Origin of the sequence: Streptomyces rhizosphaerihabitans (assembly GCF_025399795.1) — a bacterium.
Lineage (GTDB): Bacteria > Actinomycetota > Actinomycetes > Streptomycetales > Streptomycetaceae > Streptomyces > Streptomyces rhizosphaerihabitans.
In genome coordinates this window covers 94,532-115,727 of the sequence record NZ_JAODTZ010000031.1, presented here as the reverse complement: position 1 = coordinate 115,727, position 21,196 = coordinate 94,532, and the positions used below count along the sequence as shown (strand labels likewise).

Genomic DNA, 21,196 nt, shown 5'->3' with positions numbered 1-21,196 from the left:
CGGTGGCGGGCGCAGTCGTCCTTGGGGATGAGCGCATCCGCCTCCGGACAGTGCGGTAATGGATGCAGGGCCCGTACTGTGGGTCCTGTTGCAGTACCTGGAGCTGGAGTCCGTCAGAAGGGGGCGCGCGAAGCCCATGAGCGGTGTCATGAAGCGTATGGGGATGATCTTCCGCGCGAAGGCGAACAAGGCCCTTGACCGGGCCGAGGACCCGCGCGAAACCCTCGATTACTCGTACCAGAAGCAGCTGGAGCTGCTCCAGAAGGTCCGGCGCGGTGTCGCCGACGTGGCGACCAGCCGCAAGCGTCTCGAACTGCAGCTGAACCAGCTCCAGAACCAGTCCACCAAGCTGGAGGACCAGGGCCGCAAGGCCCTCGCGCTCGGCCGCGAGGATCTGGCCCGCGAGGCGCTGTCGCGCCGCGCCGCGCTCCAGCAGCAGGTCACCGACCTGGAGACGCAGCACCAGACCCTGCAGGGCGAGGAGGAGAAGCTCACCCTCGCGGCCCAGCGTCTTCAGGCCAAGGTCGACGCCTTCCGTACGAAGAAGGAGACGATCAAGGCGACGTACACGGCGGCCCAGGCGCAGACCCGGATCGGCGAGGCCTTCTCCGGCATCTCCGAGGAGATGGGCGATGTGGGGCTTGCCATCCAGCGTGCCGAGGACAAGACCGCGCAGCTCCAGGCGCGGGCCGGCGCGATCGACGAGCTGCTCGCCTCCGGCGCCCTCGACGACCAGTCCGGGCTCGCCAAGGACGACATCCAGAGCGAGCTGGACCGGATCTCCGGTGGTACGGATGTAGAGCTGGAGCTGCAGCGCATGAAGGCTGAGCTGGCCGGTGGCTCCTCGTCGCAGCAGCAGGCGATCGAGGGCGGCACGGGCAAGTCCCAGTCGTCCTCGCAGCCCCAGGACACTCCGCGCTTCGACAAGCAGTGACCTGAGCGGGCCCATGCCTGAGGAGGGCGACATGATCGTACGGATCATGGGGGAGGGGCAGGTGAAGGTGGACGACGGCCACCTCACCACCCTGAACAAGCTGGACAACGAGCTGCTCACCGAAATGGAGAGGGGCGACGAGTCCGGCTTCCGCCGCACCCTGGGAGCCCTCCTGGACGCGGTGCGCCGCGCCGGGACCCCGCTCCCCGACGACTCGCTGGAGCCGTCGGAGCTCATCCTCCCGTCTCCGGACGCCACCCTCGAAGAGGTCCGCGAGATGCTGAGCGACGACGGCCTGATCCCCGGCTGACCCCCCCCAGCACCCCGACCGCTCTTCCGCCCTCGGGGGAGTGGCCCGAGGCACGTCCGTCGGCCACCCGAGCCAGCACCGTGAAGCCCCCGCCCGACGGGCCGCAGACCCGGCCCCAAGCCCCGACGGGCGCCACGACACCACCCGTCCCGAGCCCGCCGAGCGGCCCGCTCGGCGCCCGGTCCGGCGGGTACACCGGACTGTCCGAGCCCAGTCCGCGGGCGGCACGGCACGGGACAGCCCGTCCGGAGCTCGGTGGGCGGCACGCCCGGCGCCTGGGCCGGCGGGCACACCTGTCGTCGTTCGCCCCTGTTCGGTGGTCGGCGCCGCGCCGCCCGCCGCGAGACCGATGGGCGGCCCGCCCGGCGTCCGGTCCGGCGGGTACATCGGACTGTCCGAGCCGAGTCCGCGGGCGGCACGGCGCCGCCCGTCGCGAGGCCGGTGGGCGGCGCGCTCACTTCCCGGGTCCTGTGGGGCCGATCCGGCCGTGACGAATCGGGTGAGCCCAGGCCCTCCGTCCCGAATCCGTGAGCGGCGCGCTCACACACCGCGGGCCGGCGGGCGGCACCCCGGTGCCGAGTCCGGGAGCCGCGCGGCCCGCCTCCCGGGCGGGTGGGGAGCGGGCGTCGTACCGTCCGGTCTCAAGCCCGGCAGGGCCCCGTACCGTGGACCGGGTGAGCACCCTGGAGCGTACGAGGGACTGGCTGCGGGCCCACCCCCTCGCCCTGGACGCCGCCCTCGCCGCAGGCGTACTCGTCAGCATGGTGGCCGGCTCCTTCGTCGACCCGCACGGCGCCGACGGTACGGCCTGGGGCGCCCGCACCCCGGACGCCCTCAGCCTCGGCCTCATGGTTCTCGGCTCCGCGGCCCTGGTCTTCCGCCGCCGCGCCCCGATGAAGGTCCTCGCGGCCACCGTCGCCGTCTCCCTGGTGGAGCTGGTGACCGCCGACCCCCGCACCCCGGTCGCGATGTCCGCCGTCGTCGCCCTGTACACCGTGGCCTCGGCCACCGACCGTCCCACGACCTGGCGCGTCGGCCTGGCCACCATGACCGTCCTCACGGCGGTCGCGATGCTCGCCGGGCCGCTGCCCTGGTACGCCCAGGAGAACCTCGGCGTCTTCGCCTGGACCGGCATGGCCGCCGCGGCGGGCGACGCCGTCCGCAGCCGCCGCGCCTTCGTCCACGCGATCAGGGAGCGCGCCGAACGAGCCGAGCGCACCCGTGAGGAGGAGGCACGCCGCCGTGTCGCCGAGGAGCGGCTGCGCATCGCCCGCGATCTGCACGACGTCGTCGCCCACCACATCGCGCTCGTCAACGTGCAGGCCGGAGTCGCCGCCCATGTGATGGACAAGCGCCCCGACCAGGCCAAGGAGGCACTCGCCCACGTACGCGAGGCGAGCCGGTCCGCGCTGAACGAACTGCGCGCCACCGTGGGCCTGCTGCGCCAGTCCGGCGACCCCGCGGCCCCGACCGAACCCGCCCCCGGACTCGCCAGGCTCGACGAGCTCGCCGACACCTTCCGCAACGCGGGGCTCCCCGTCGAGGTGGCCCGTTCCGACCACGGAACCGCTCTGCCCGCGGCCGCCGACCTCGCCGCGTACCGGGTGATCCAGGAAGCCCTGACCAATGTGCAGAAGCACGCGGGCCCGGAAGCGAAAGCCGAGGTCAGCGTGGTCCGCGTCGGGCCGATGGTGGAAGTGACCGTCCTCGACAACGGTCCCGGACCCGACAACAACCCCGGACAGGACAGCGCCCCGCAGAAGGGCGGCGGCCACGGGCTGCTCGGCATGCGGGAGCGGGTCACCGCGATCGGCGGGAGCTGCACGGCCGGTCCCCGCTACGGAGGCGGCTTCCGCGTCCATGCGATCCTTCCGGTCAAGAGCCACGCGCCTGCCCTGGGGGACCCCGTATGACGATCCGTGTCGTACTCGCCGACGACCAGGCGTTGCTGCGCAGCGCGTTTCGCGTGCTGGTCGACTCGGAGCCGGACATGGAGGTCGTGGGAGAGGCGGCCAACGGCGCGGAGGCCGTGGCGGTGACCCGGGACGAGCGGGCCGACGTGGTGCTGATGGACATCCGGATGCCCGGGACCGACGGCCTCACCGCCACCCGGCTGATCACCGCCGACCCGGGCCTCGCTCATGTGCGGGTCGTGATGCTGACGACCTTCGAGGTCGACGAGTACGTCGTGCAGTCGCTGCGGGCCGGCGCGTCCGGGTTCCTCGGCAAGGGAGCCGAGCCCGAGGAACTGCTCAACGCCATCCGGATCGCGGCCGGCGGCGAGGCGCTGCTGTCCCCGGCGGCGACCAAGGGGCTGATCGCCAGGTTCCTCGCGCAGGGCGACGGCGCGGACGACGGGCACGGCGGCGCCCGTTCCGAGCGGCTCGACGCGCTCACCGGGCGCGAGCGCGAGGTGCTCGTCCAGGTCGCCGCGGGCCACTCCAACGACGAGATCGCCGAGCGCCTCGACGTGAGTCCGCTCACGGTGAAGACACATGTCAACCGGGCCATGGCCAAGCTCGGCGCCCGTGACCGGGCACAACTGGTCGTCATCGCCTACGAGTCCGGTCTGGTACGCCCGAGGGTGGACTGAGCGTTACCTGCGCGTACTGCGCCTGGAGTAGGTTCCCGGTGGAGAAATGGACCCAGGGGGCTACGGATCGTCGCCCGTTCATGGCCCAGGGTGTGACGTGGGGACTTCCCCCGTCCCTCGCCTTCCGCTCGAACCACAGAAGAGAGACCCACCACCCATGTCCTGGCTGTCCAGATTCAGCCTCGCGCAGCGGGCCCTCATAGGGCTGATGTCGATCATCGCGCTCGTCTTCGGGGCGATAGCGATCCCCCAGCTCAAGCAGCAGCTGCTGCCCACCATCGAACTGCCTGTGGTGTCCGTGCTCGCGCCGTACCAGGGTGCGTCTCCGGATGTGGTCGAGAAGCAGGTCGTCGAGCCCGTCGAGAACAGCCTCCAGGCCGTCGACGGCATCACGGGTGTCACCTCCACCGCGAGCGAGGGCAACGCCGTGATCATGGCGTCCTTCGACTACGGCAATGACACCAAGCAGCTCGTCGCCGACGTCCAGCAGGCCGTCAACCGTGCCCGCGCCCAGCTCCCGGACGGCGTCGACCCGCAGGTCATCGCCGGTTCGACGGACGACATGCCGACCGTCGTCCTCGCTGTCACCTCCACCCAGGACCAGCAGGCACTGGCCGACCGGCTCGACCGCACCGTCGTCCCCACCCTCGAGGGCATCGACGGCGTCGGCCGGGTCACGGTCACCGGTGTGCGGGACCTCCAGGTCACCGTCACGCCCGACGACAAGAAGCTGGCGAAGGCCGGCCTCACCCCGGCCGCCCTCGGCCAGGCGCTCCAGGCGGGCGGGGCGACCGTTCCGGCCGGCTCGTTCGACGAGGACGGCAGCAACCGCACCGTGCGGGTCGGCGGCGGCTTCACCTCGCTGCGGCAGATCCAGGACCTGATGGTCACGGGGCAGCCCGGCAAGAAGCCGGTGCGCCTCGGCAGCGTCGCCACCGTCGCGCAGGAGCAGGCCAAGGCCGACTCCATCACGCGTACCGACGGCCGTCCGAGTCTCGCCGTGATGGTCACCATGGACCACGACGGCAGCGCCGTCGCCATCTCCGACGCGGTCAAGGACAAGTTGTCCGGTCTGCGGGCGGACCTGGGCGCCGGGTCGGCGATCACCGTCGTCAGCGACCAGGGCCCGGCGGTCTCCAAGTCCATCCACGGGCTGACCACCGAGGGCGCCCTCGGCCTGCTCTTCGCGGTCCTGGTCATCCTGCTCTTCCTCGGGTCGCTCCGCTCGACGCTGGTCACCGCGGTGTCCATCCCGCTGTCCGTGGTGCTGGCCCTGGTCGTGCTGTGGACCCGTGACCTGTCGCTCAACATGCTGACGCTGGGCGCGCTCACCATCGCGATCGGCCGGGTCGTCGACGACTCGATCGTCGTCCTGGAGAACATCAAGCGGCACCTCGGATACGGCGAGGAGCGCCAGGAGGCGATCCTCACCGCGGTGCGCGAGGTGGCCGGCGCGGTCACCTCCTCGACGCTCACCACGGTCGCCGTCTTCCTGCCGATCGGTCTGACCGGCGGCATGGTCGGCGAACTGTTCGGCTCCTTCAGCCTGACGGTCACGGCGGCGCTCCTCGCGTCCCTGCTCGTCTCGCTGACGGTCGTCCCGGTGCTCTCGTACTGGTTCCTGCGCGCCCCCAAGGGCACCCCGGCGGACGCCGAGGAGGCCCGGCGCCAGGCCGAGGCGAAGGAGGAGCGCAGCCGTCTCCAGCGCTTCTACGTTCCCGTGCTGCGCTTCGCCACCCGCCGCCGGCTGACCAGCGTGCTGATCGCGGCCGCGGTCCTCGTCGGCACGTTCGGCATGGCACCCCTGCTGAAGACGAACTTCTTCGACCAGGGCGAGCAGGAAGTCCTCACCGTCAAGCAGGCGTTGAAGCCGGGCACCAGCCTGGCCGCGACCGACGCGCAGGCGAAGAGGGTCGAGAAGCTCCTCGCCGGCGTCAAGGGCGTCAAGGACTACCAGGTCACCATCGGTTCGTCCGGCTTCATGGCGGCCTTCGGCGGCGGTACGGACACCAACCAGGCGTCGTACCAGGTCATGCTGAAGGACTCCGCGTCCGCCAAGGACGTCCAGGCCCGCATCGAGAAGGGGCTCGGCGAGCTCTCCGGTGCCGGCACCATCACGGTCGCGGCCGGTGACGGGTTCGGCAGCCAGGACCTCAAGGTCGTCGTGAAGGCGGCGGACGGGGACGTGCTGCGCAAGGCGGCCGACCAGGTCCGCGACGAGGTCGCCAAGCTCGACGACGTCACCGACGTCATGAGCGACCTCTCCCAGAGCGTGCCCCGTATCTCGGCCACGGCCAACTCCAAGGCGGCGGCGGCCGGTTTCAACGAGGCGACCCTCGGCGCGGCCGTCACCCAGGCGGTGCGCGGCACGATCAGCGGCAAGGCGATCCTGGACAACACCGAGCGGGACGTCGTCATCAAGACGGCCGAGCCCGTCGGCACGCTCCAGGAGCTGCGCGGGCTGCGGCTCGGCGCGGTGAAGCTCGGTGACATCGCGGACGTGAAGCTGGTCGACGGGCCGGTCGCGATGACCCGGATCGACGGCCAGCGGGCCGCCACGATCACGGCCAAGCCGACCGGTGACAACACCGGCGCGGTCAGCGCGGATCTCACGGCCAAGCTCAAGACGCTGAAGCTGCCCGCCGGTGCCACGGCGTCGATCGGCGGTGTCTCCTCGGACCAGAGCGACGCGTTCAAGAACCTCGGCCTGGCGATGCTCGCGGCGATCGCGATCGTCTTCATGCTGCTGGTGGCGACGTTCCGCTCGCTGGTCCAGCCGCTGATCCTGCTGGTGTCGATCCCGTTCGCGGCGACCGGCGCGATCGGCCTGCTCGTCGTCACGGGTACCCCGATGGGTGTTCCCGCGATGATCGGCATGCTGATGCTCATCGGCATCGTGGTGACGAACGCGATCGTGCTGATCGATCTCATCAACCAGTACCGAGCGCAGGGTCACGGCGTGGTCGAGGCCGTGATCGAGGGCGGCCGGCACCGGCTCCGCCCGATCCTGATGACGGCGCTGGCGACGATCTTCGCGCTGCTGCCGATGGCGCTGGGCGTGACCGGCGAGGGCGGCTTCATCGCGCAGCCGCTCGCGGTGGTCGTGATCGGCGGTCTCATCACGTCGACGCTGCTGACGCTGCTGCTCGTTCCGACGCTCTACGCGATGCTCGAACTGCGCAAGGAGCGCCGGGCGAAGAAGCGGGCGGCGAAGCGGGATTCGGCGAAGCCGGAGGCCGAGTCCGGCGAGTCCGGCGAGAGTGCCGTCGGCGACGAGGACAAGTCCCCGGAGCCGGCCGGAGTCTGATCCGGTTCCAGGAAAGGGCCCCCGCCCCGGCGTTCACGCGCCGGGGCGGGGGCCCGCCGCTTTTCGGCCACACCCGGGGCGCCAGAGTTTCGGCCACACCAGGGCCACCCGGAATTGGTCCATACCAAAGTCTTGACGCGGCTTTGCTTGCGCCTTAAAACAACTGATGAACACCTCTCTTTCGGCCCCCCACCAGAACGTCCAGAGCGCACATCGGCGAAAGGTATGACATGGGCATGCAAATTCGATGGAGGCGTGCGGCGTACGCCGCGGCCGGCACCCTTGTCCTCGGACTGCTGAGCGTGCTCCCGGCCTCGCCCGCCGCGGCCGCCACGGGGCAGATCAGCGGTCTCGCGGGCAAGTGCGTCGACGTGGCCGGCGCGGGCACCGCCAACGGCACCGCGGTCCAGCTCTACGACTGCAACGGCACCGCCGCGCAGCAGTGGAACGTCGGTGCGGACGGCACGATCCGGGCGCTGGGCAAGTGTCTGGACGTCACCGGCAACTCGACCGCCTCCGGTGCCCAGCTCCAGCTGTGGGACTGCAACGGCGGCCCCAACCAGAAGTGGGTCGTCACCGCCGCCCGGGACATCGTGAACCCCCAGGCCGACAAGTGCGCCGACGTCACCGGGAACAACTCGGCCAACGCCACCCGGCTGCAGATCTGGACCTGCACCGGCGGCGCCAACCAGAAGTGGACGGCCCCGGCCGCCGGCGGCGGTACCCCGAGCGGATTCGTCGTCTCCGAGGCCCAGTTCAACCAGATGTTCCCGAACAGGAACTCCTTCTACACGTACAGCGGCCTGACCGCCGCGCTCGGCGCCTACCCCGCCTTCACCACGACCGGCAGCGACACGGTCAGGAAGCAGGAGGCCGCCGCGTTCCTCGCCAACGTCAACCACGAGACCGGCGGACTCGTCTACGTGGTGGAGCAGAACACCGCCAACTACCCCACCTACTGCGACTGGAGCCAGTCCTACGGCTGCCCGGCCGGCCAGGCGGCGTACTACGGGCGCGGTCCGATCCAGCTCAGCTGGAACTTCAACTACAAGGCCGCGGGTGACGCGCTCGGCATCGACCTGCTCGGCAACCCCTGGCTCGTCCAGAACGACTCGGCCGTGGCCTGGAAGACCGGCCTGTGGTACTGGAACACCCAGTCCGGCCCCGGCTCCATGACCCCGCACAACGCGATGGTCAACAGCGCGGGCTTCGGTCAGACCATCCGCAGCATCAACGGCTCGCTGGAGTGCGACGGCAGGAACCCGGCGCAGGTGCAGAGCCGCGTGGACGCCTACCAGCGCTTCACGTCGATCCTCGGCGTCACGCCGGGAGCCAACCTCTACTGCTGACGGCCCGACGGCAACGCCAAGGGGCGCCCCTCGGTCATGAGGGGCGCCCCTGTGTCGTTTCGTCGTGTCGTCGGGTCTACGGCAGCGCCAGCATCCGCTCCAGCGCCAGCTTCGCGAACGCCTCGGTCTCCTTGTCGACCTCGATGCGGTTGACGAGGTTGCCCTCGGCGAGGGACTCCAGGGTCCATACCAGGTGCGGCAGGTCGATGCGGTTCATCGTCGAGCAGAAACAGACCGTCTTGTCGAGGAAGACGATCTCCTTGCCCTCGGGCGCGAAACGGTTCGCCAGACGCCGTACGAGGTTCAGCTCCGTGCCGATCGCCCACTTGGAGCCGGCCGGGGCGGCCTCCAGGGCCTTGATGATGTACTCCGTGGAGCCGACGTAGTCCGCCGCCGCGACGACCTCGTGCTTGCACTCGGGGTGCACGAGGACGTTGACGCCGGGGATGCGCTCGCGCACGTCGTTCACCGAGTCCACGCTGAAGCGGCCGTGCACCGAGCAGTGGCCGCGCCACAGGATCATCTTCGCGGAGCGGAGCTGCTCCGTGGTCAGCCCGCCGTTCGGCTTGTGCGGGTTGTAGAGCACGCAGTCGTCCAGGGACATGCCCATGTCGCGGACGGCGGTGTTGCGACCGAGGTGCTGGTCGGGCAGGAACAGCACCTGCGAACCCTGTTCGAAGGCCCACTCAAGGGCCCGCTGGGCGTTCGACGACGTACAGATCGTGCCGCCGTGCATGCCGGTGAACGCCTTGATGTCCGCGGACGAGTTCATGTACGAGACGGGCACGACCTGCTCGGCTATGCCGGCCTCGGTCAGCACGTCCCAGCACTCGGCGACCTGCTCGGCGGTGGCCATGTCGGCCATCGAGCAGCCGGCTGCGAGGTCCGGCAGGACGACCTTCTGGGCGTCGCCCGTGAGGATATCGGCGGACTCCGCCATGAAGTGCACACCGCAGAAGACGATGTACTCGGCCTCCGGACGGGCCGCCGCGTCGCGGGCCAGCTTGAAGGAGTCACCCGTGACGTCCGCGAACTGGATGACCTCGTCGCGCTGGTAGTGGTGGCCGAGCACGAAGACCTTGTCGCCGAGCTTCTCCTTGGCCACGCGTGCGCGCTCGACCAGGTCCGGGTCGGACGGCGAGGGCAGGTCGCCGGGGCACTCGACGCCCCGCTCGCTCTTCGGGTCGGCCTGGCGGCCGAGCAGCAGCAGGGCGAGGGGCGTCGGCTGTACGTCGAGGTCCTGGGTCTGGGCGGTGGTCACGACACGCACCCTTTCTGTTTCTGCGGCTCGCCGGGCTCGTAAGGGAGCGGGCCCGGCGGAACGATGCCTTTTCGTCGAATTGACGCTATCTATCATAACCGCTTCACGTCACGTTGACGATGGCCATAGCGTCCATGTGACGTGAATCCCGGTCGCCGCTCCGGCGGGTGACACTCAGGTGTCCGTGGGGTTGTCCACAGGTCGGTGTTCGTGCGCGGGCGTATGTGCGAGCATGAAGAGAGAAGGCACAAGACATGAGCTCGGCCCCGGAATGAATCCGCGGCCCCGCCGGTTGCAACCAGCGGCAAGCAGTCTCCGTACAACCCGGGAGAGAAGCAGATGTCCGTATCGGACGAGACCACCACCGTGAGCGACGGCATCATCCTGTCCGACGCCGCCGCGGCCAAGGTCAAGGCCCTGCTCGACCAGGAAGGCCGCGAGGATCTGGCACTGCGCGTCGCCGTTCAGCCCGGCGGCTGCTCCGGCCTGCGGTATCAGCTCTTCTTCGACGAGCGCTCGCTCGACGGCGATGTCCTCAAGGACTTCGACGGTGTGAAGGTCGTCACCGACCGCATGAGCGCCCCGTACCTGGGCGGCGCCTCGATCGACTTCGTGGACACCATCGAGAAGCAGGGCTTCACGATCGACAACCCGAACGCGACGGGCTCCTGCGCCTGCGGCGACTCCTTCAGCTAGTCCCGGACCGGCGGGGCCCGAGATCATTCCGGGCCCGTGTTCAGCCGGCCCCGACTGCCACTGAGCCGAGCCCGCGGCTCACGGCTCCGGTCGAGCGCGCGCGTACACGCCGAGTACGGACGAAGGCGGCGTCCCCCTCCGAGGGGGACGCCGCCTTCGCGTGTCCGGGACCGGGCGGCCGCTACCTACCGGCGCCCGGCGACATCGCTCCGGACGTCTCGGGGATGCCGGAACTCCCGTGGTGGACCGCCTTGCCGTCCGTCCCCACGACCGTGCGGTCGCCGAGCGGCTCGTCCAGGCGCACCGTCTTCTCGTAGATCTTGGCGATCATGATGCAGATCCTGTTCTTCCAGGGCTTCTCCGTCACGGTGACGGTGACCTTGCCGGAGCTCTCGCTCGCCGACGCCGTGTAGTCGGCGCACACCCCGCCGGTGAAGACGACCGTCAGGTCCTTGCCGTGCGCCGTGTAGCCCTGGACGTCGACGTCACGGGTGGCAGCCGGCGAGGAGGGCTCGTCCGGCGGCGCGGTCGGAGCCGTGGTCGGCTGCGCCGACGATGTCGGCGAGGCCGTTGAGCCCAGGAACTCGGGGTCGACCGCCGGATGCGTCACGGTGTAGGTGTCGTCCGCGCCCGGTGACCGCACCTCGAACAGCCAGGACGGCACCAGTGCCTGGCGCCCGTTCGCGCGGTACGCCGCCAGTCCGAAGGTGGCCTTCTCGACGGTCACCGACGCCGGCTTCAGTGCCGCGGACGAGTGCTCGCACGGCATCTCGTCCCGGTCCTTGAGCGGTACGGGGCTGGCGCAGCCGCCGATGCCCATGCGCCGGTCGCCCGTTGCCGACGCCGACCCGTTCATCAGGTCCAGCGTCTTCCGCGCGCCGACGACCGGGTACGCGTCTCCCTCCACCGGCGTCTTCAACTGGCCGCTGCCGCCGATGACATGACCCTCCCCGTTGATCTGGAGGCCGGTCGTCCACCCGTACGTGGGCAGTCCGCCCAGCACCGGGTCGGCGTTCACCACCCGTACGCCGCCCATGAGTTGGCTCGCGTCCAGCTTCGCGTCGTCCTGGCCCGCCGCCTTCAGCACGGGCACCGCCGCCTTCTCGGCCGCGGCCTTGCTCACCGGGCCCGGCCCCGTCCCGGCGGGGGAGCCGGAGCCGACGGGCCGGCACATCTTGCCCTTGGCGCAGTTGTCGGTCCCCGGGATGGCGGAGCTGAAGGTCCAGGTACCCGGGGCGTTCGCGTTCACCCGCAGGTTCGGTTCCGCGCCGTCCCCGGCGGTGCCGACCGTCCAGGCGTCCCCGACGAGCCGGGGTGTGCCCGCCAGGTCCAGGGCTTTCGCGAGCCGGGCCACCTCGGCCCGGGTCACCGTGCCCTCGGCCCACTGGACGTGCGCCGAGCCCGGTCCCGTGGGGAGTGCGCCGTCCGCGCGGTAGGTCGCGCCGTAGGGGTTGGGCTCGCCGGGCGCGATGCCGGCGGTACCGCCCGTGGCCCCGGTGCTCGCGGCGAAGCCGTCGAGGGCGAGCCGCGGGGGAGTGCCGTCGGCACCGGGCGTACCGGAATGGCCGCCCCCGGACGCGGTCGCGGCGAAGTACGCGCCGCCGCCTCCCACGAGCAGCACGGCGGCGACGACCGAGGCGACGACCGCCGGGGTGTGCCGCCGGCGCACCCCACCCGCTCCGGCACCCTCGACGGGACCTCCGACGATCCCCGAGAGGGGGCCTCCGAGGGAGCCGTCGGCGTGCTCGTCGAGGGAGCCCTCCGAGGGGCTGCCCACGACGGAACCCTTGGCGTGCCCTTCGGCAGTGCCTTCGGTGGCGTCCGCGGCGGGACTCCCGGCGACGCCGTCTTCGAGGGGACTCCCGGCGGCGGCCGCTTGGCCCGGACCCGCGGCGGGACTCGTGGCGTCACTCTCGCCAGGGTCCTCGCCGGAAGCCTCGCCGGGACCCGACACACGACTTTCGACATCGCCCTCGCCGGAACCCGCGCCGACGCCCTGGGCGACGCCTTCGCCCGTACCCGTGGAGGAACCCGCGTCGGCGTCTTCGCCGGGGCCTTCGGCGGAACCCCCGTCGGCGTCTGTGCCGGAACCCGAGTCGGGACCCGGACCCTCTGCACGGCCTTCGGCTTCGTCCCCTGCAGGACCGTCGGCCGTCCCCTCCGCGGGTGCTTCGCCGGGCCCCTCGACCGTCCCCTCGATCGTCCCCTCGGGGGAACGCTCGCCGGAACCCTCGCCGGACCCCTCGCGGGAACCCGCGGTGGTCCCGTCGGTGGTGCCCTCGGCGGGACTGCCGACAGACCCGTCGGCCGCGTCCCCGGCGGGACCCGTGACGGCATCTCCGGCGGGACCCGCGACGGCGCCCTCGACGGGACCCTCGGCGTGACCCTCGACGGGATCGGTCGCGTCGTTGTCGGGTCGCTCGGTGCTCACCGCATCGCTCCTTCGGCTCCACTGCTGTCCCATGACCCGGCCCTGTCAATGACGGGCTCTCCAGGGTCGTATGGTGCATCCCCTTTACGGGGGACAGCGATGGGACGCAGCGGGGGAGCGCACGGTTCCCTGCGGGCGCGCTCCGTCTTCACCCGTTCGGCGCCGCCGGGGCTCTCACCCGTACGGCGGCACCGCTCGGGCCGCCGCCGGTCAGTCGCCGTATTCGGACATCGCGTCCAGCAGCCGTGCCGAGGTGGGCGGAACGGTCACCCCGTGGATGAGGGAGAGGGAGACGTGGAGGGGAGGGACCGGTGCGGGAGCCGCCCAGTGGCCGGCCATCCGGGCACAGTCGCCGCGCAGCGAGGCCAGATCGCCTTCCAGGTCACTGACCGGGCCGAGCGGAGCGGTGTCATGGACCTTGAGGTTCGTCATACCGGAACCGTATGCACCGTTGCCGTCACGAAGAAAGATCTACTATCGGGTAGTTTTGGCCCTTCAGGGGTCGTGTGCGGACCCGGTAGCGTTAACTGTCAATCCCCCTCCCCTCGCAGGAGCGTGTCCTAGCCGTGCGTATCGCAGTCACCGGCTCCATCGCCACCGACCACCTCATGACCTTTCCCGGCCGTTTCGCCGATCAGCTGGTCGCCGATCAGCTGCACACGGTCTCCCTCTCCTTCCTGGTCGACAACCTCGATGTCCGCCGGGGCGGGGTCGGTGCGAACATCGCATTCGGCATGGGCCAGCTCGGCACCCGTCCGATCCTTGTCGGGGCGGCGGGCTCCGACTTCGACGAGTACCGCGCCTGGCTGGACCGGCACGGCGTCGACACCGCCTCCGTGCGCATCTCCGAGGTGCTGCACACCGCGCGCTTCGTGTGCACCACGGACGCCGACCACAACCAGATCGGCTCCTTCTACACGGGCGCGATGAGCGAGGCCCGCCTCATCGAGCTCAAGGCCGTCGCGGACCGGGTCGGCGGTCTCGACCTCGTCCTGATCGGCGCGGACGACCCCGAGGGGATGCTCCGCCACACCGAGGAGTGCCGCTCGCGCGCGATCCCGTTCGCCGCCGACTTCTCACAGCAGATCGCGCGCATGAACGGCGACGAGATCCGGGTCCTGCTGGACGGCGCGACGTTCCTCTTCTCGAACGAGTACGAGAAGGGGCTCATCGAGTCCAAGACGGGCTGGACCGACGAGGAGATCCTCTCCAAGGTCGGCCACCGGGTGACCACCCTCGGCTCGCGCGGTGTCCGTGTCGAGCGCGTCGGCGACGACCCGATCGAGGTCGGCTGCCCCGAGGAGGAGCTCAAGGCGGACCCGACCGGCGTCGGTGACGCGTTCCGCGCCGGTTTCCTCTCCGGTCTCGCCTGGGGCGTCTCCCTGGAGCGCGCCGCCCAGGTCGGCTGCATGCTCGCCACCCTGGTCATCGAGACGGTCGGCACCCAGGAGTACCAGCTGAGCCGCGCCCACTTCATGGACCGCTTCACCAAGGCGTACGGCCACGAGGCCGCCACCGAGGTACGGGCACACCTCTCCTAGGCAAAGGTCCGGGCCCGCCTCCGTCGGACGGAGGTCCGGGCCCGGCTCGCCCGGGCGGAGGCAGGAGCCCGCCCCGCCCCGGCGGATGTCCCGGCCGGGCTCGCGGGCCCGGCGGAAATGGTCGGACAGCCCTTAGGACAGCCGGCGGACGACATACGCCGAGCCGTGCTCCGCCGACTCCTCCCCGACGTACTCCTGGCCCCGCATCTCGCACCACGCGGGGATGTCGAGGCGGGCCGCCTCGTCGTCGGACAGGACCCGGACCGTGCCGCCGACCGGCACGTCCCCGATGACCTTGGCCAGCTCGATGACGGGGATCGGGCAGCGCCTGCCCAGCGCGTCGACCACCAGCGAGTCGACCAGGGCGGGGACCTTCGTCACCGTCGCCGGCGCCCCCAGCTTCTCGCGGACCCCCGAGACCACGGCCGGGAGGACCGACAGGAAGCGGTCGACGTCCTCCTCCGGGGTGCCGGGCGGCAGCGACACCCGCACATTGCCCTCGCTCAGGACACCCATGGCCTTCAGGACATGGCTGGGGGTGAGGGTACTGCTCGTGCAGGACGAGCCCGAGGAGACCGAGAAGCCCGAGCGGTCCAGTTCGTGGAGCAGGGTCTCTCCGTCGACATAGAGACAGGAGAAGGTGACGATCCCCGGGAGCCGGCGGACCGCGTCGCCGACCACCTCGACATCCGGCACCAGGGCGGGCACCCGCGCGCGGATCCGGTCCGTCAGTTCACGCAGCCGTACCGCCTCCCCGGCCGCCTCCGCGCGGACGGCGCGCAGCGAGGCCGCCGCGGCGACGATCGCCGGGATGTTCTCGAACCCCGCCGCCCGCCCCGACTCCCGCTCGTCCGCGGGCCCTTGGGGCGCGAACCGCACCCCTTTGCGTACGACGAGCAGTCCGACGCCCGAAGGGCCGCCCCATTTGTGGGCACTTGCCGTCAGCAGGGACCAGTCGCCCGCCACCCGCTCCCAGCCCAGTGACTGCGCCGCGTCCACCAGAAGGGGCACCCCCGCCTCCCGGCACATCTGTGCCACCTCGGCCACGGGTTGCTCCGTGCCCACCTCGTGGTTGGCGGACTGGAGGCAGGCGAGCGCGGTGTCGGGGCGCAGAGCGGCGGCGTAGGAAGAAGGGGACACCCTGCCCGCGCGGTCGACCTGAACCCGGGTCACCGCACCGCCCGACGCCTCGTGGGCGTCTGCCGAATGGAGTACCGACGAGTGTTCGACGGCTGACACGATCAGGTGGTGTCCAACGCGCCGCCGGCCCGCGAGGGCGCCCTCGATCCCGGAGTGCACCGCTCGGGTGCCGGAGGCGGTGAAGGCCAGTTCGTCGGGGCGGCAGCCCACCGCGTCGGCCGCCGCCTCGCGTGCCGCGTCGAGGAGCAGCCGGGCCCGTCTGCCCTCACGGTAGAGACGGGCCGGATCGGCCCAGCCCTCGTCGAGGGAGGCCTGCAGGGCCTGTCGGGCGACGGGGTGCAGCGGAGCCGCGGACGCGGCGTCGAAGTAGGACACGCCACCACGCTAGCCCGTGCTCCCAAGGGGGCGTCAGAAGCCATCCGGACTGGGGCATTCCAGGTGCTCTGACATCGCCTTGTCGGCGAAACAGCACTCCTTCGGGGAGTCGGGCGGCGCGTTGGGCACCCTCCCCGCGCGACCCCAAATAGCGTCCAGTAGGGTTTGGTCCGCATAAACATCCAAACCCCTGCCCGACGCAGGGCGGCGACCGGACCAGCGAGAAGGCCGCAGCCAACAGCGCGGGCGAGACTCTCGGGAAGGCGCTACGTGAGTCCCAACGGCTCCGACCGCTCGCCGCGGCGCCCGATGCGGCGGAAGCTGCTGCAGGCAATGACTGCGGGCCTGGTCCTGGCGACAGCCACTGGTTGCTCGTACAACTGGGAAGACTTCCCCCGCCTTGGTATGCCCACCCCGGTCACGGAGCAGGCTCCGCGGATCCTCTCCCTCTGGCAGGGCTCGTGGGCGGCCGCGCTCGCCACGGGCGTGCTGGTCTGGGGCCTGATCCTGTGGAGCGTCATCTTCCACCGGCGCAGCCGGACCAAGGTCGAAGTTCCTCCGCAGACCCGGTACAACATGCCCATCGAGGCGCTGTACACGGTGGTCCCGCTCATCATCGTCTCGGTGCTGTTCTACTTCACCGCCCGTGACGAGACGAAGCTCCTCAGCCTCAGCCCGAAGCCCGACGTCACGGTCAACGTGGTCGGCTTCCAGTGGAGCTGGGGCTTCAACTACATCGAGAACGTGCCCGGTTCTTCCGGGAACGCCAAGACCGACCCGAACCTGGCCGCCATTCCGGACCGGTTCAAGAAGGACTTCCCGGCGAACGCCGGCGGTGTCTACGACGTCGGCACGCCCGCCACGAAGAACCCGCAGACGGGCAACCCCGGTCCGACCCTCTGGCTTCCCGAGGGCAAGACGGTCCGCTTCGTCCTCACTTCGCGTGACGTCATCCACTCCTTCTGGGTGGTGCCGTTCCTCATGAAGCAGGACGTCATCCCGGGGCACACCAACGCCTTCCAGGTGACCCCGAACCACGAGGGCACCTTCCTGGGCAAGTGCGCCGAACTGTGCGGCGTCGACCACTCCCGGATGCTCTTCAACGTGAAGGTCGTCTCCCCCGAGCGCTACGAGGCCCACCTCAAGCAGCTCGCGGCCAAGGGACAGACCGGTTACGTCCCGGCCGGCATTGAGCAGACGGGCCACGAGAAGAACCGGGAGACGAACAACCTGTGAGCATCCTCAACGAACCCCAGGGTGCCGACGCAGCCGAAGACTCGTACGAGAACGAGCTGCCGGTACGGCGCAAGCAGCCCGGCAGCGTCGTGATCAAGTGGCTCACCACCACTGACCACAAGACGATCGGCACGCTGTATCTGGTCACGTCGTTCGCGTTCTTCATCGTCGGTGGCGTCATGGCGCTGCTGATGCGTGCCGAACTGGCGCGTCCCGGACTGCAGATCCTGTCGAACGAGCAGTTCAACCAGGCGTTCACGATGCACGGCACGATCATGCTGCTGATGTTCGCGACGCCGCTGTTCGCCGGTTTCACGAACTGGATCATGCCGCTGCAGATCGGCGCGCCCGACGTGGCGTTCCCGCGGCTGAACATGTTCGCCTACTGGCTGTACCTCTTCGGCTCGACGCTCGCGGTCGGCGGCTTCCTCACCCCGCAGGGTGCGGCCGACTTCGGCTGGTTCGCCTACAGCCCGCTCTCGGACGCGGTCCGCTCGCCGGGCATCGGCGCCGACATGTGGATCATGGGTCTGGCCTTCTCCGGCTTCGGCACCATCCTCGGCGCGGTCAACTTCATCACCACGATCATCTGCATGCGCGCTCCCGGCATGACGATGTTCCGTATGCCGATCTTCGTGTGGAACGTGCTGCTCACCGCGGTCCTGGTGCTGCTGGCCTTCCCCGTCCTCGCGGCGGCGCTGTTCGCCCTGGAGGCGGACCGAAAATTCGGGGCGCATGTCTTCGACGCGGCAAACGGCGGAGCCTTGCTATGGCAACACCTCTTCTGGTTCTTCGGCCATCCAGAGGTGTACATCATCGCCCTGCCGTTCTTCGGCATCATCTCCGAAGTCATCCCGGTGTTCTCGCGCAAGCCGATGTTCGGTTACATGGGCCTGATCGGCGCGACCATCGCGATCGCCGGTCTCTCCGTGACCGTGTGGGCGCACCACATGTACGTCACCGGTGGCGTTCTGCTCCCGTTCTTCTCCTTCATGACGTTCCTCATCGCCGTACCGACCGGCGTGAAGTTCTTCAACTGGATCGGAACGATGTGGAAGGGCTCGCTGTCCTTCGAGACACCGATGCTCTGGGCCGTCGGCTTCCTCATCACGTTCACCTTCGGTGGTCTGACCGGCGTCATCCTGGCCTCGCCGCCGATGGACTTCCACGTGTCCGACTCGTACTTCGTGGTGGCGCACTTCCACTACGTCGTCTTCGGCACCGTGGTGTTCGCGATGTTCTCCGGCTTCCACTTCTGGTGGCCGAAGATGACCGGCAAGATGCTCGACGAGCGTCTCGGCAAGATCACCTTCTGGACGCTGTTCGTGGGCTTCCACGGCACGTTCCTGGTGCAGCACTGGCTCGGTGCCGAGGGCATGCCGCGTCGTTACGCGGACTACCTCGCCGCCGACGGCTTCACCGCGCTGAACACGATCTCGACGATCAGCTCGTTCCTGCTCGGCCTGTCGATCCTGCCGTTCCTCTACAACGTGTGGAAGACGGCCAAGTACGGCAAGAAGGTCGAGGTCGACGACCCGTGGGGCTACGGCCGTTCGCTGGAGTGGGCGACCTCGTGCCCGCCGCCGCGGCACAACTTCCTCACCCTGCCGCGGATCCGCAGTGAATCCCCGGCGTTCGACCTGCACCACCCGGAGATCGCCGCTCTCGACCAGCTCGAGAACGCCGGTCACGGTTCGTCGGCCCTTCCTGGCGGAAAGGAGGCCGGCAAGTGAAGGTCCAAGGCAAGATGTTCCTCTGGCTGGCCGTGTTCATCCTCATCATGGGGATCGTCTACGGCGTGTGGTCCAAGGAGCCGGCCGGTACCACGGCCCTCTTCATGGGCTTCGGCCTCAGCATCATGATCGGCTACTACCTGGCCTTCACGGCCCGGCGGGTCGACCAGCTGGCGCAGGACAACAAGGAGGCCGACGTCGCGGACGAGGCCGGCGAGGTGGGCTTCTTCAGCCCGCACAGCTGGCAGCCGCTCTCGCTCGGCGTCGGTGGCGCGCTCGCCTTCACGTCCGTCGTCTTCGGCTGGTGGCTGCTCTACTTCTCGGCCCCGCTCATCGGGCTCGGCCTGTGGGGCTGGGTCTTCGAGTACTACCACGGTGAGAACCGCACCCAGTAGCACGCGCTGAACGCCCGGGAGCCCGGACACTCCGTCAGGAGAGTCCGGGCTCCCTCGTTTGCCGCGACTTCTGTCCCTCGGTCGGCTCACTCGGCGCGCCGTGCTTGACGAGCGTTCATAGCGTGAGCTCATGAACCACTCACCGCGAATCCGCACGGTCGTCAGCTGCACCGCGCTGGTGGTCGCCCTGGGAGCGGGCGCCACCGCCTGCGGCTCCGACGACCACCCGCTCTCGGCGAAGCCGTACGACGCGGCGGGACAGATCTCGTTCAAGGGTCTCTCCGGAGACAGCAAGAAGTCGACCAAGGTCGACCCCGACAAGCCCCTGGAAATCACCTCCGAGAGTGACGCCGGGCGCATCACCGACGTGACCGCCACGGACGCGTCAGGACGCTATGTCGCGGGCGAACTGGCCGCCGACGGCAGCCGCTGGCACAGCACCTCGCCCCTCGCCGCAGGAGCCCACTACACGGTGCGCGTGAGCACCGAGGACGAGGACGGCGCGCCCGGCCGCAAGGTCATCGGCTTCGACACCAGCACGCCCAAGAGCAAGAAGCTGCTCAACGTCGAATTCGGGCCCAAGGCGGGCAAGTACGGCGTCGGTCAGCCCATAACGGCCGAACTCAGCGCCCCCGTCAAGGACAAGGCGGCCCGCACCGTCGTCGAGCGCGCCCTCAGGGTCGACTCCACCCCCGCGGTGGACGGCGCCTGGCACTGGGTGGACGACAAGACGCTGCACTACCGACCCAAGGAATACTGGCCCGTCCACGCCACCGTCACGGCGCACAGCAACCTCGCCGGCGTCAGGATCGGCGAACGCCTCTGGGGCGGCGACGCCAAGACTGTGAAGATCACCACGGGCGACCGCCTGATCGCCCTGACCGACGCCGCCACGCACTCCATGAAGGTCTACCGCAACGACGCGGTGATCAAGGAGATCCCCGTCACCACCGGCAAGCCCGGCTTCGACACCCGCAACGGCGTCAAGGTCGTGCTCGGCAAGGAGTACTTCGTACGGATGCGCGGGACCAGCATCGGTATCGCGGAAGGCAGTTCGGACTCCTACGACCTGCCCGTGTACTACGCGACGCGGGTCACCTGGAGCGGCGAGTACGTGCACGCCGCGCCCTGGTCGACCGGCTCCCAGGGGTACGCCAACGTCAGCCACGGCTGCACCGGAATGAGCACCGGGAACGCCGAGTGGTTCTTCAACACGTTCAACGAGGGCGACATCGTCAAGGTCGTCAACTCCGAAGGCAAGACGATGGACGCGTTCGGCAACGGCTTCGGCGACTGGAATCTCGGCTGGAAGACCTGGCGCGCGGGCAGCGCCCTGGTGGGCGGCTCCCCGGACGCCCCGAGCCCGGCCCAGCGCGCGAGGCTGCGCCCCGAGAGCGTGTGAGGCCGCGCCCCTCGCGGGGCGCGGGGTTCCTCAGGCGCTCAGAAGGTTCCTGCGACGCAGCAGGGAGGCCAGTGAGGCGGCGAACTCCACCGGGTCGACCGGCAGGGTCACCGCGGCGTCGGCACGGCTCCAGGTGGCCAGCCAGGCGTCCTGCGGGCGCCCGATGAGCACCAGCGCGGGCGGGCAGTTGAAGATTTCGTCCTTGATCTGCCGGCACACCCCCATGCCGCCCATCGGCACCGCCTCGCCGTCCAGCACGCAGACGTCGATGCCGCCCTTGTCCAGCTCCTTGATGACGGCGGCCGGCGTCGCGCACTCGATGAACTCGACGAGGGGAACGTCCGGGGCGGGCCTGCGCCCGGTGGCGAGCCGCACCTGTGCGCGGGTGTTGGAGTCGTCGCTGTAGACCAGCACCGTGGCGGTCGGCTGCATTCTTCCTCCGAGACGTCAGCGTCGTACGGACATCAAGCCATCGGGCTGATCGTCCCCGGCC

The 21,196-nt window shown here is 70.1% G+C and carries 17 protein-coding genes; 12 read left to right on the top strand and 5 right to left on the bottom strand.

Features of this window, described 5'->3' with window-relative positions; all coding sequences use genetic code 11:
- Positions 1–136: 136 nt before the first annotated feature.
- From N4G66_RS27810 to N4G66_RS27785, 6 genes are all read left to right on the top strand, one after another.
- A complete protein-coding gene (locus N4G66_RS27810; protein ID WP_261706976.1) occupies positions 137–934 on the top strand; it encodes a PspA/IM30 family protein in 798 nt (265 codons plus the stop codon).
- A 31-nt stretch (positions 935–965) separates the two neighbouring features.
- Complete coding sequence (pspAA, locus tag N4G66_RS27805; RefSeq protein WP_261706963.1) at positions 966–1,244, top strand: PspA-associated protein PspAA; 279 nt, start codon at positions 966–968, stop codon at positions 1,242–1,244.
- A gap of 674 nt (positions 1,245–1,918) precedes the next feature.
- Positions 1,919–3,157: a sensor histidine kinase gene (locus tag N4G66_RS27800; protein WP_261706962.1), complete on the top strand. Its 1,239-nt coding sequence runs from the start codon at positions 1,919–1,921 to the stop codon at positions 3,155–3,157.
- Positions 3,154–3,837, top strand: a complete 684-nt coding sequence (locus tag N4G66_RS27795; RefSeq protein ID WP_261706961.1) for a response regulator transcription factor — start codon at positions 3,154–3,156, stop codon at positions 3,835–3,837. Before N4G66_RS27800 ends, N4G66_RS27795 begins: the two co-directional genes overlap by 4 nt.
- 157 nt (positions 3,838–3,994) lie before the next feature.
- Positions 3,995–7,144, top strand: coding sequence for an efflux RND transporter permease subunit (locus N4G66_RS27790; protein WP_261706960.1), 3,150 nt, complete (start codon positions 3,995–3,997; stop codon positions 7,142–7,144).
- 236 nt (positions 7,145–7,380) lie between these two features.
- A complete protein-coding gene (locus N4G66_RS27785) occupies positions 7,381–8,493 on the top strand; it encodes a glycoside hydrolase family 19 protein (protein ID WP_261706959.1) in 1,113 nt (370 codons plus the stop codon).
- A gap of 76 nt (positions 8,494–8,569) precedes the next feature.
- On the opposite strand, the gene nadA is transcribed toward N4G66_RS27785, so the two are convergent.
- Positions 8,570–9,754: a quinolinate synthase NadA gene (nadA, locus tag N4G66_RS27780; RefSeq protein WP_261706958.1), complete on the bottom strand. Its 1,185-nt coding sequence runs from the start codon at positions 9,752–9,754 to the stop codon at positions 8,570–8,572.
- Positions 9,755–10,093: 339 nt separating this feature from the next.
- On the opposite strand from nadA, the gene N4G66_RS27775 reads away from it, so the two are divergent.
- Positions 10,094–10,450, top strand: coding sequence for an iron-sulfur cluster assembly accessory protein (locus N4G66_RS27775; protein ID WP_261706957.1), 357 nt, complete (start codon positions 10,094–10,096; stop codon positions 10,448–10,450).
- Between the two features lie 181 nt (positions 10,451–10,631).
- On the opposite strand, the gene N4G66_RS27770 is transcribed toward N4G66_RS27775, so the two are convergent.
- Together N4G66_RS27770 and N4G66_RS27765 are read right to left on the bottom strand one after the other, a co-directional pair.
- A complete protein-coding gene (locus N4G66_RS27770; protein WP_261706956.1) occupies positions 10,632–12,881 on the bottom strand; it encodes a hypothetical protein in 2,250 nt (749 codons plus the stop codon).
- 210 nt (positions 12,882–13,091) lie between these two features.
- A complete protein-coding gene (locus tag N4G66_RS27765; protein ID WP_261706955.1) occupies positions 13,092–13,313 on the bottom strand; it encodes a hypothetical protein in 222 nt (73 codons plus the stop codon).
- Between the two features lie 134 nt (positions 13,314–13,447).
- Between N4G66_RS27765 and N4G66_RS27760 the strand changes: the two genes are divergently transcribed.
- A complete protein-coding gene (locus N4G66_RS27760; RefSeq protein ID WP_261706954.1) occupies positions 13,448–14,422 on the top strand; it encodes a carbohydrate kinase family protein in 975 nt (324 codons plus the stop codon).
- Positions 14,423–14,554: 132 nt separating this feature from the next.
- On the opposite strand, the gene N4G66_RS27755 is transcribed toward N4G66_RS27760, so the two are convergent.
- Positions 14,555–15,937, bottom strand: coding sequence for a cysteine desulfurase/sulfurtransferase TusA family protein (locus N4G66_RS27755; protein ID WP_261706953.1), 1,383 nt, complete (start codon positions 15,935–15,937; stop codon positions 14,555–14,557).
- A gap of 270 nt (positions 15,938–16,207) precedes the next feature.
- Between N4G66_RS27755 and ctaC the strand changes: the two genes are divergently transcribed.
- The 4 genes from ctaC (at position 16,208) to N4G66_RS27735 (ending at position 20,703) form a co-directional block, all read left to right on the top strand.
- Entirely contained in the window at positions 16,208–17,173 is a 966-nt protein-coding gene (gene ctaC, locus N4G66_RS27750) for an aa3-type cytochrome oxidase subunit II (protein ID WP_261706952.1), read from the top strand.
- Positions 17,170–18,906 (top strand): aa3-type cytochrome oxidase subunit I, encoded by a 1,737-nt coding sequence (ctaD, locus tag N4G66_RS27745; protein ID WP_261706951.1) that lies wholly within the window; start codon positions 17,170–17,172, stop codon positions 18,904–18,906. The genes ctaC and ctaD overlap by 4 nt, the downstream gene beginning before the upstream one ends.
- The gene (locus tag N4G66_RS27740) at positions 18,903–19,301 is read left to right on the top strand and encodes a cytochrome c oxidase subunit 4 (protein WP_261706950.1); all 399 of its coding nucleotides are present in this window, start codon (positions 18,903–18,905) and stop codon (positions 19,299–19,301) included. The genes ctaD and N4G66_RS27740 overlap by 4 nt, the downstream gene beginning before the upstream one ends.
- A 130-nt stretch (positions 19,302–19,431) precedes the next feature.
- Positions 19,432–20,703 (top strand): L,D-transpeptidase, encoded by a 1,272-nt coding sequence (locus N4G66_RS27735; protein WP_261706949.1) that lies wholly within the window; start codon positions 19,432–19,434, stop codon positions 20,701–20,703.
- Between the two features lie 30 nt (positions 20,704–20,733).
- Here the strand turns inward: N4G66_RS27735 and N4G66_RS27730 are convergent, their stop codons facing one another.
- A complete protein-coding gene (locus N4G66_RS27730; protein WP_261706948.1) occupies positions 20,734–21,135 on the bottom strand; it encodes a hypothetical protein in 402 nt (133 codons plus the stop codon).
- Between the last annotated feature and the right edge of the window lie 61 nt (positions 21,136–21,196).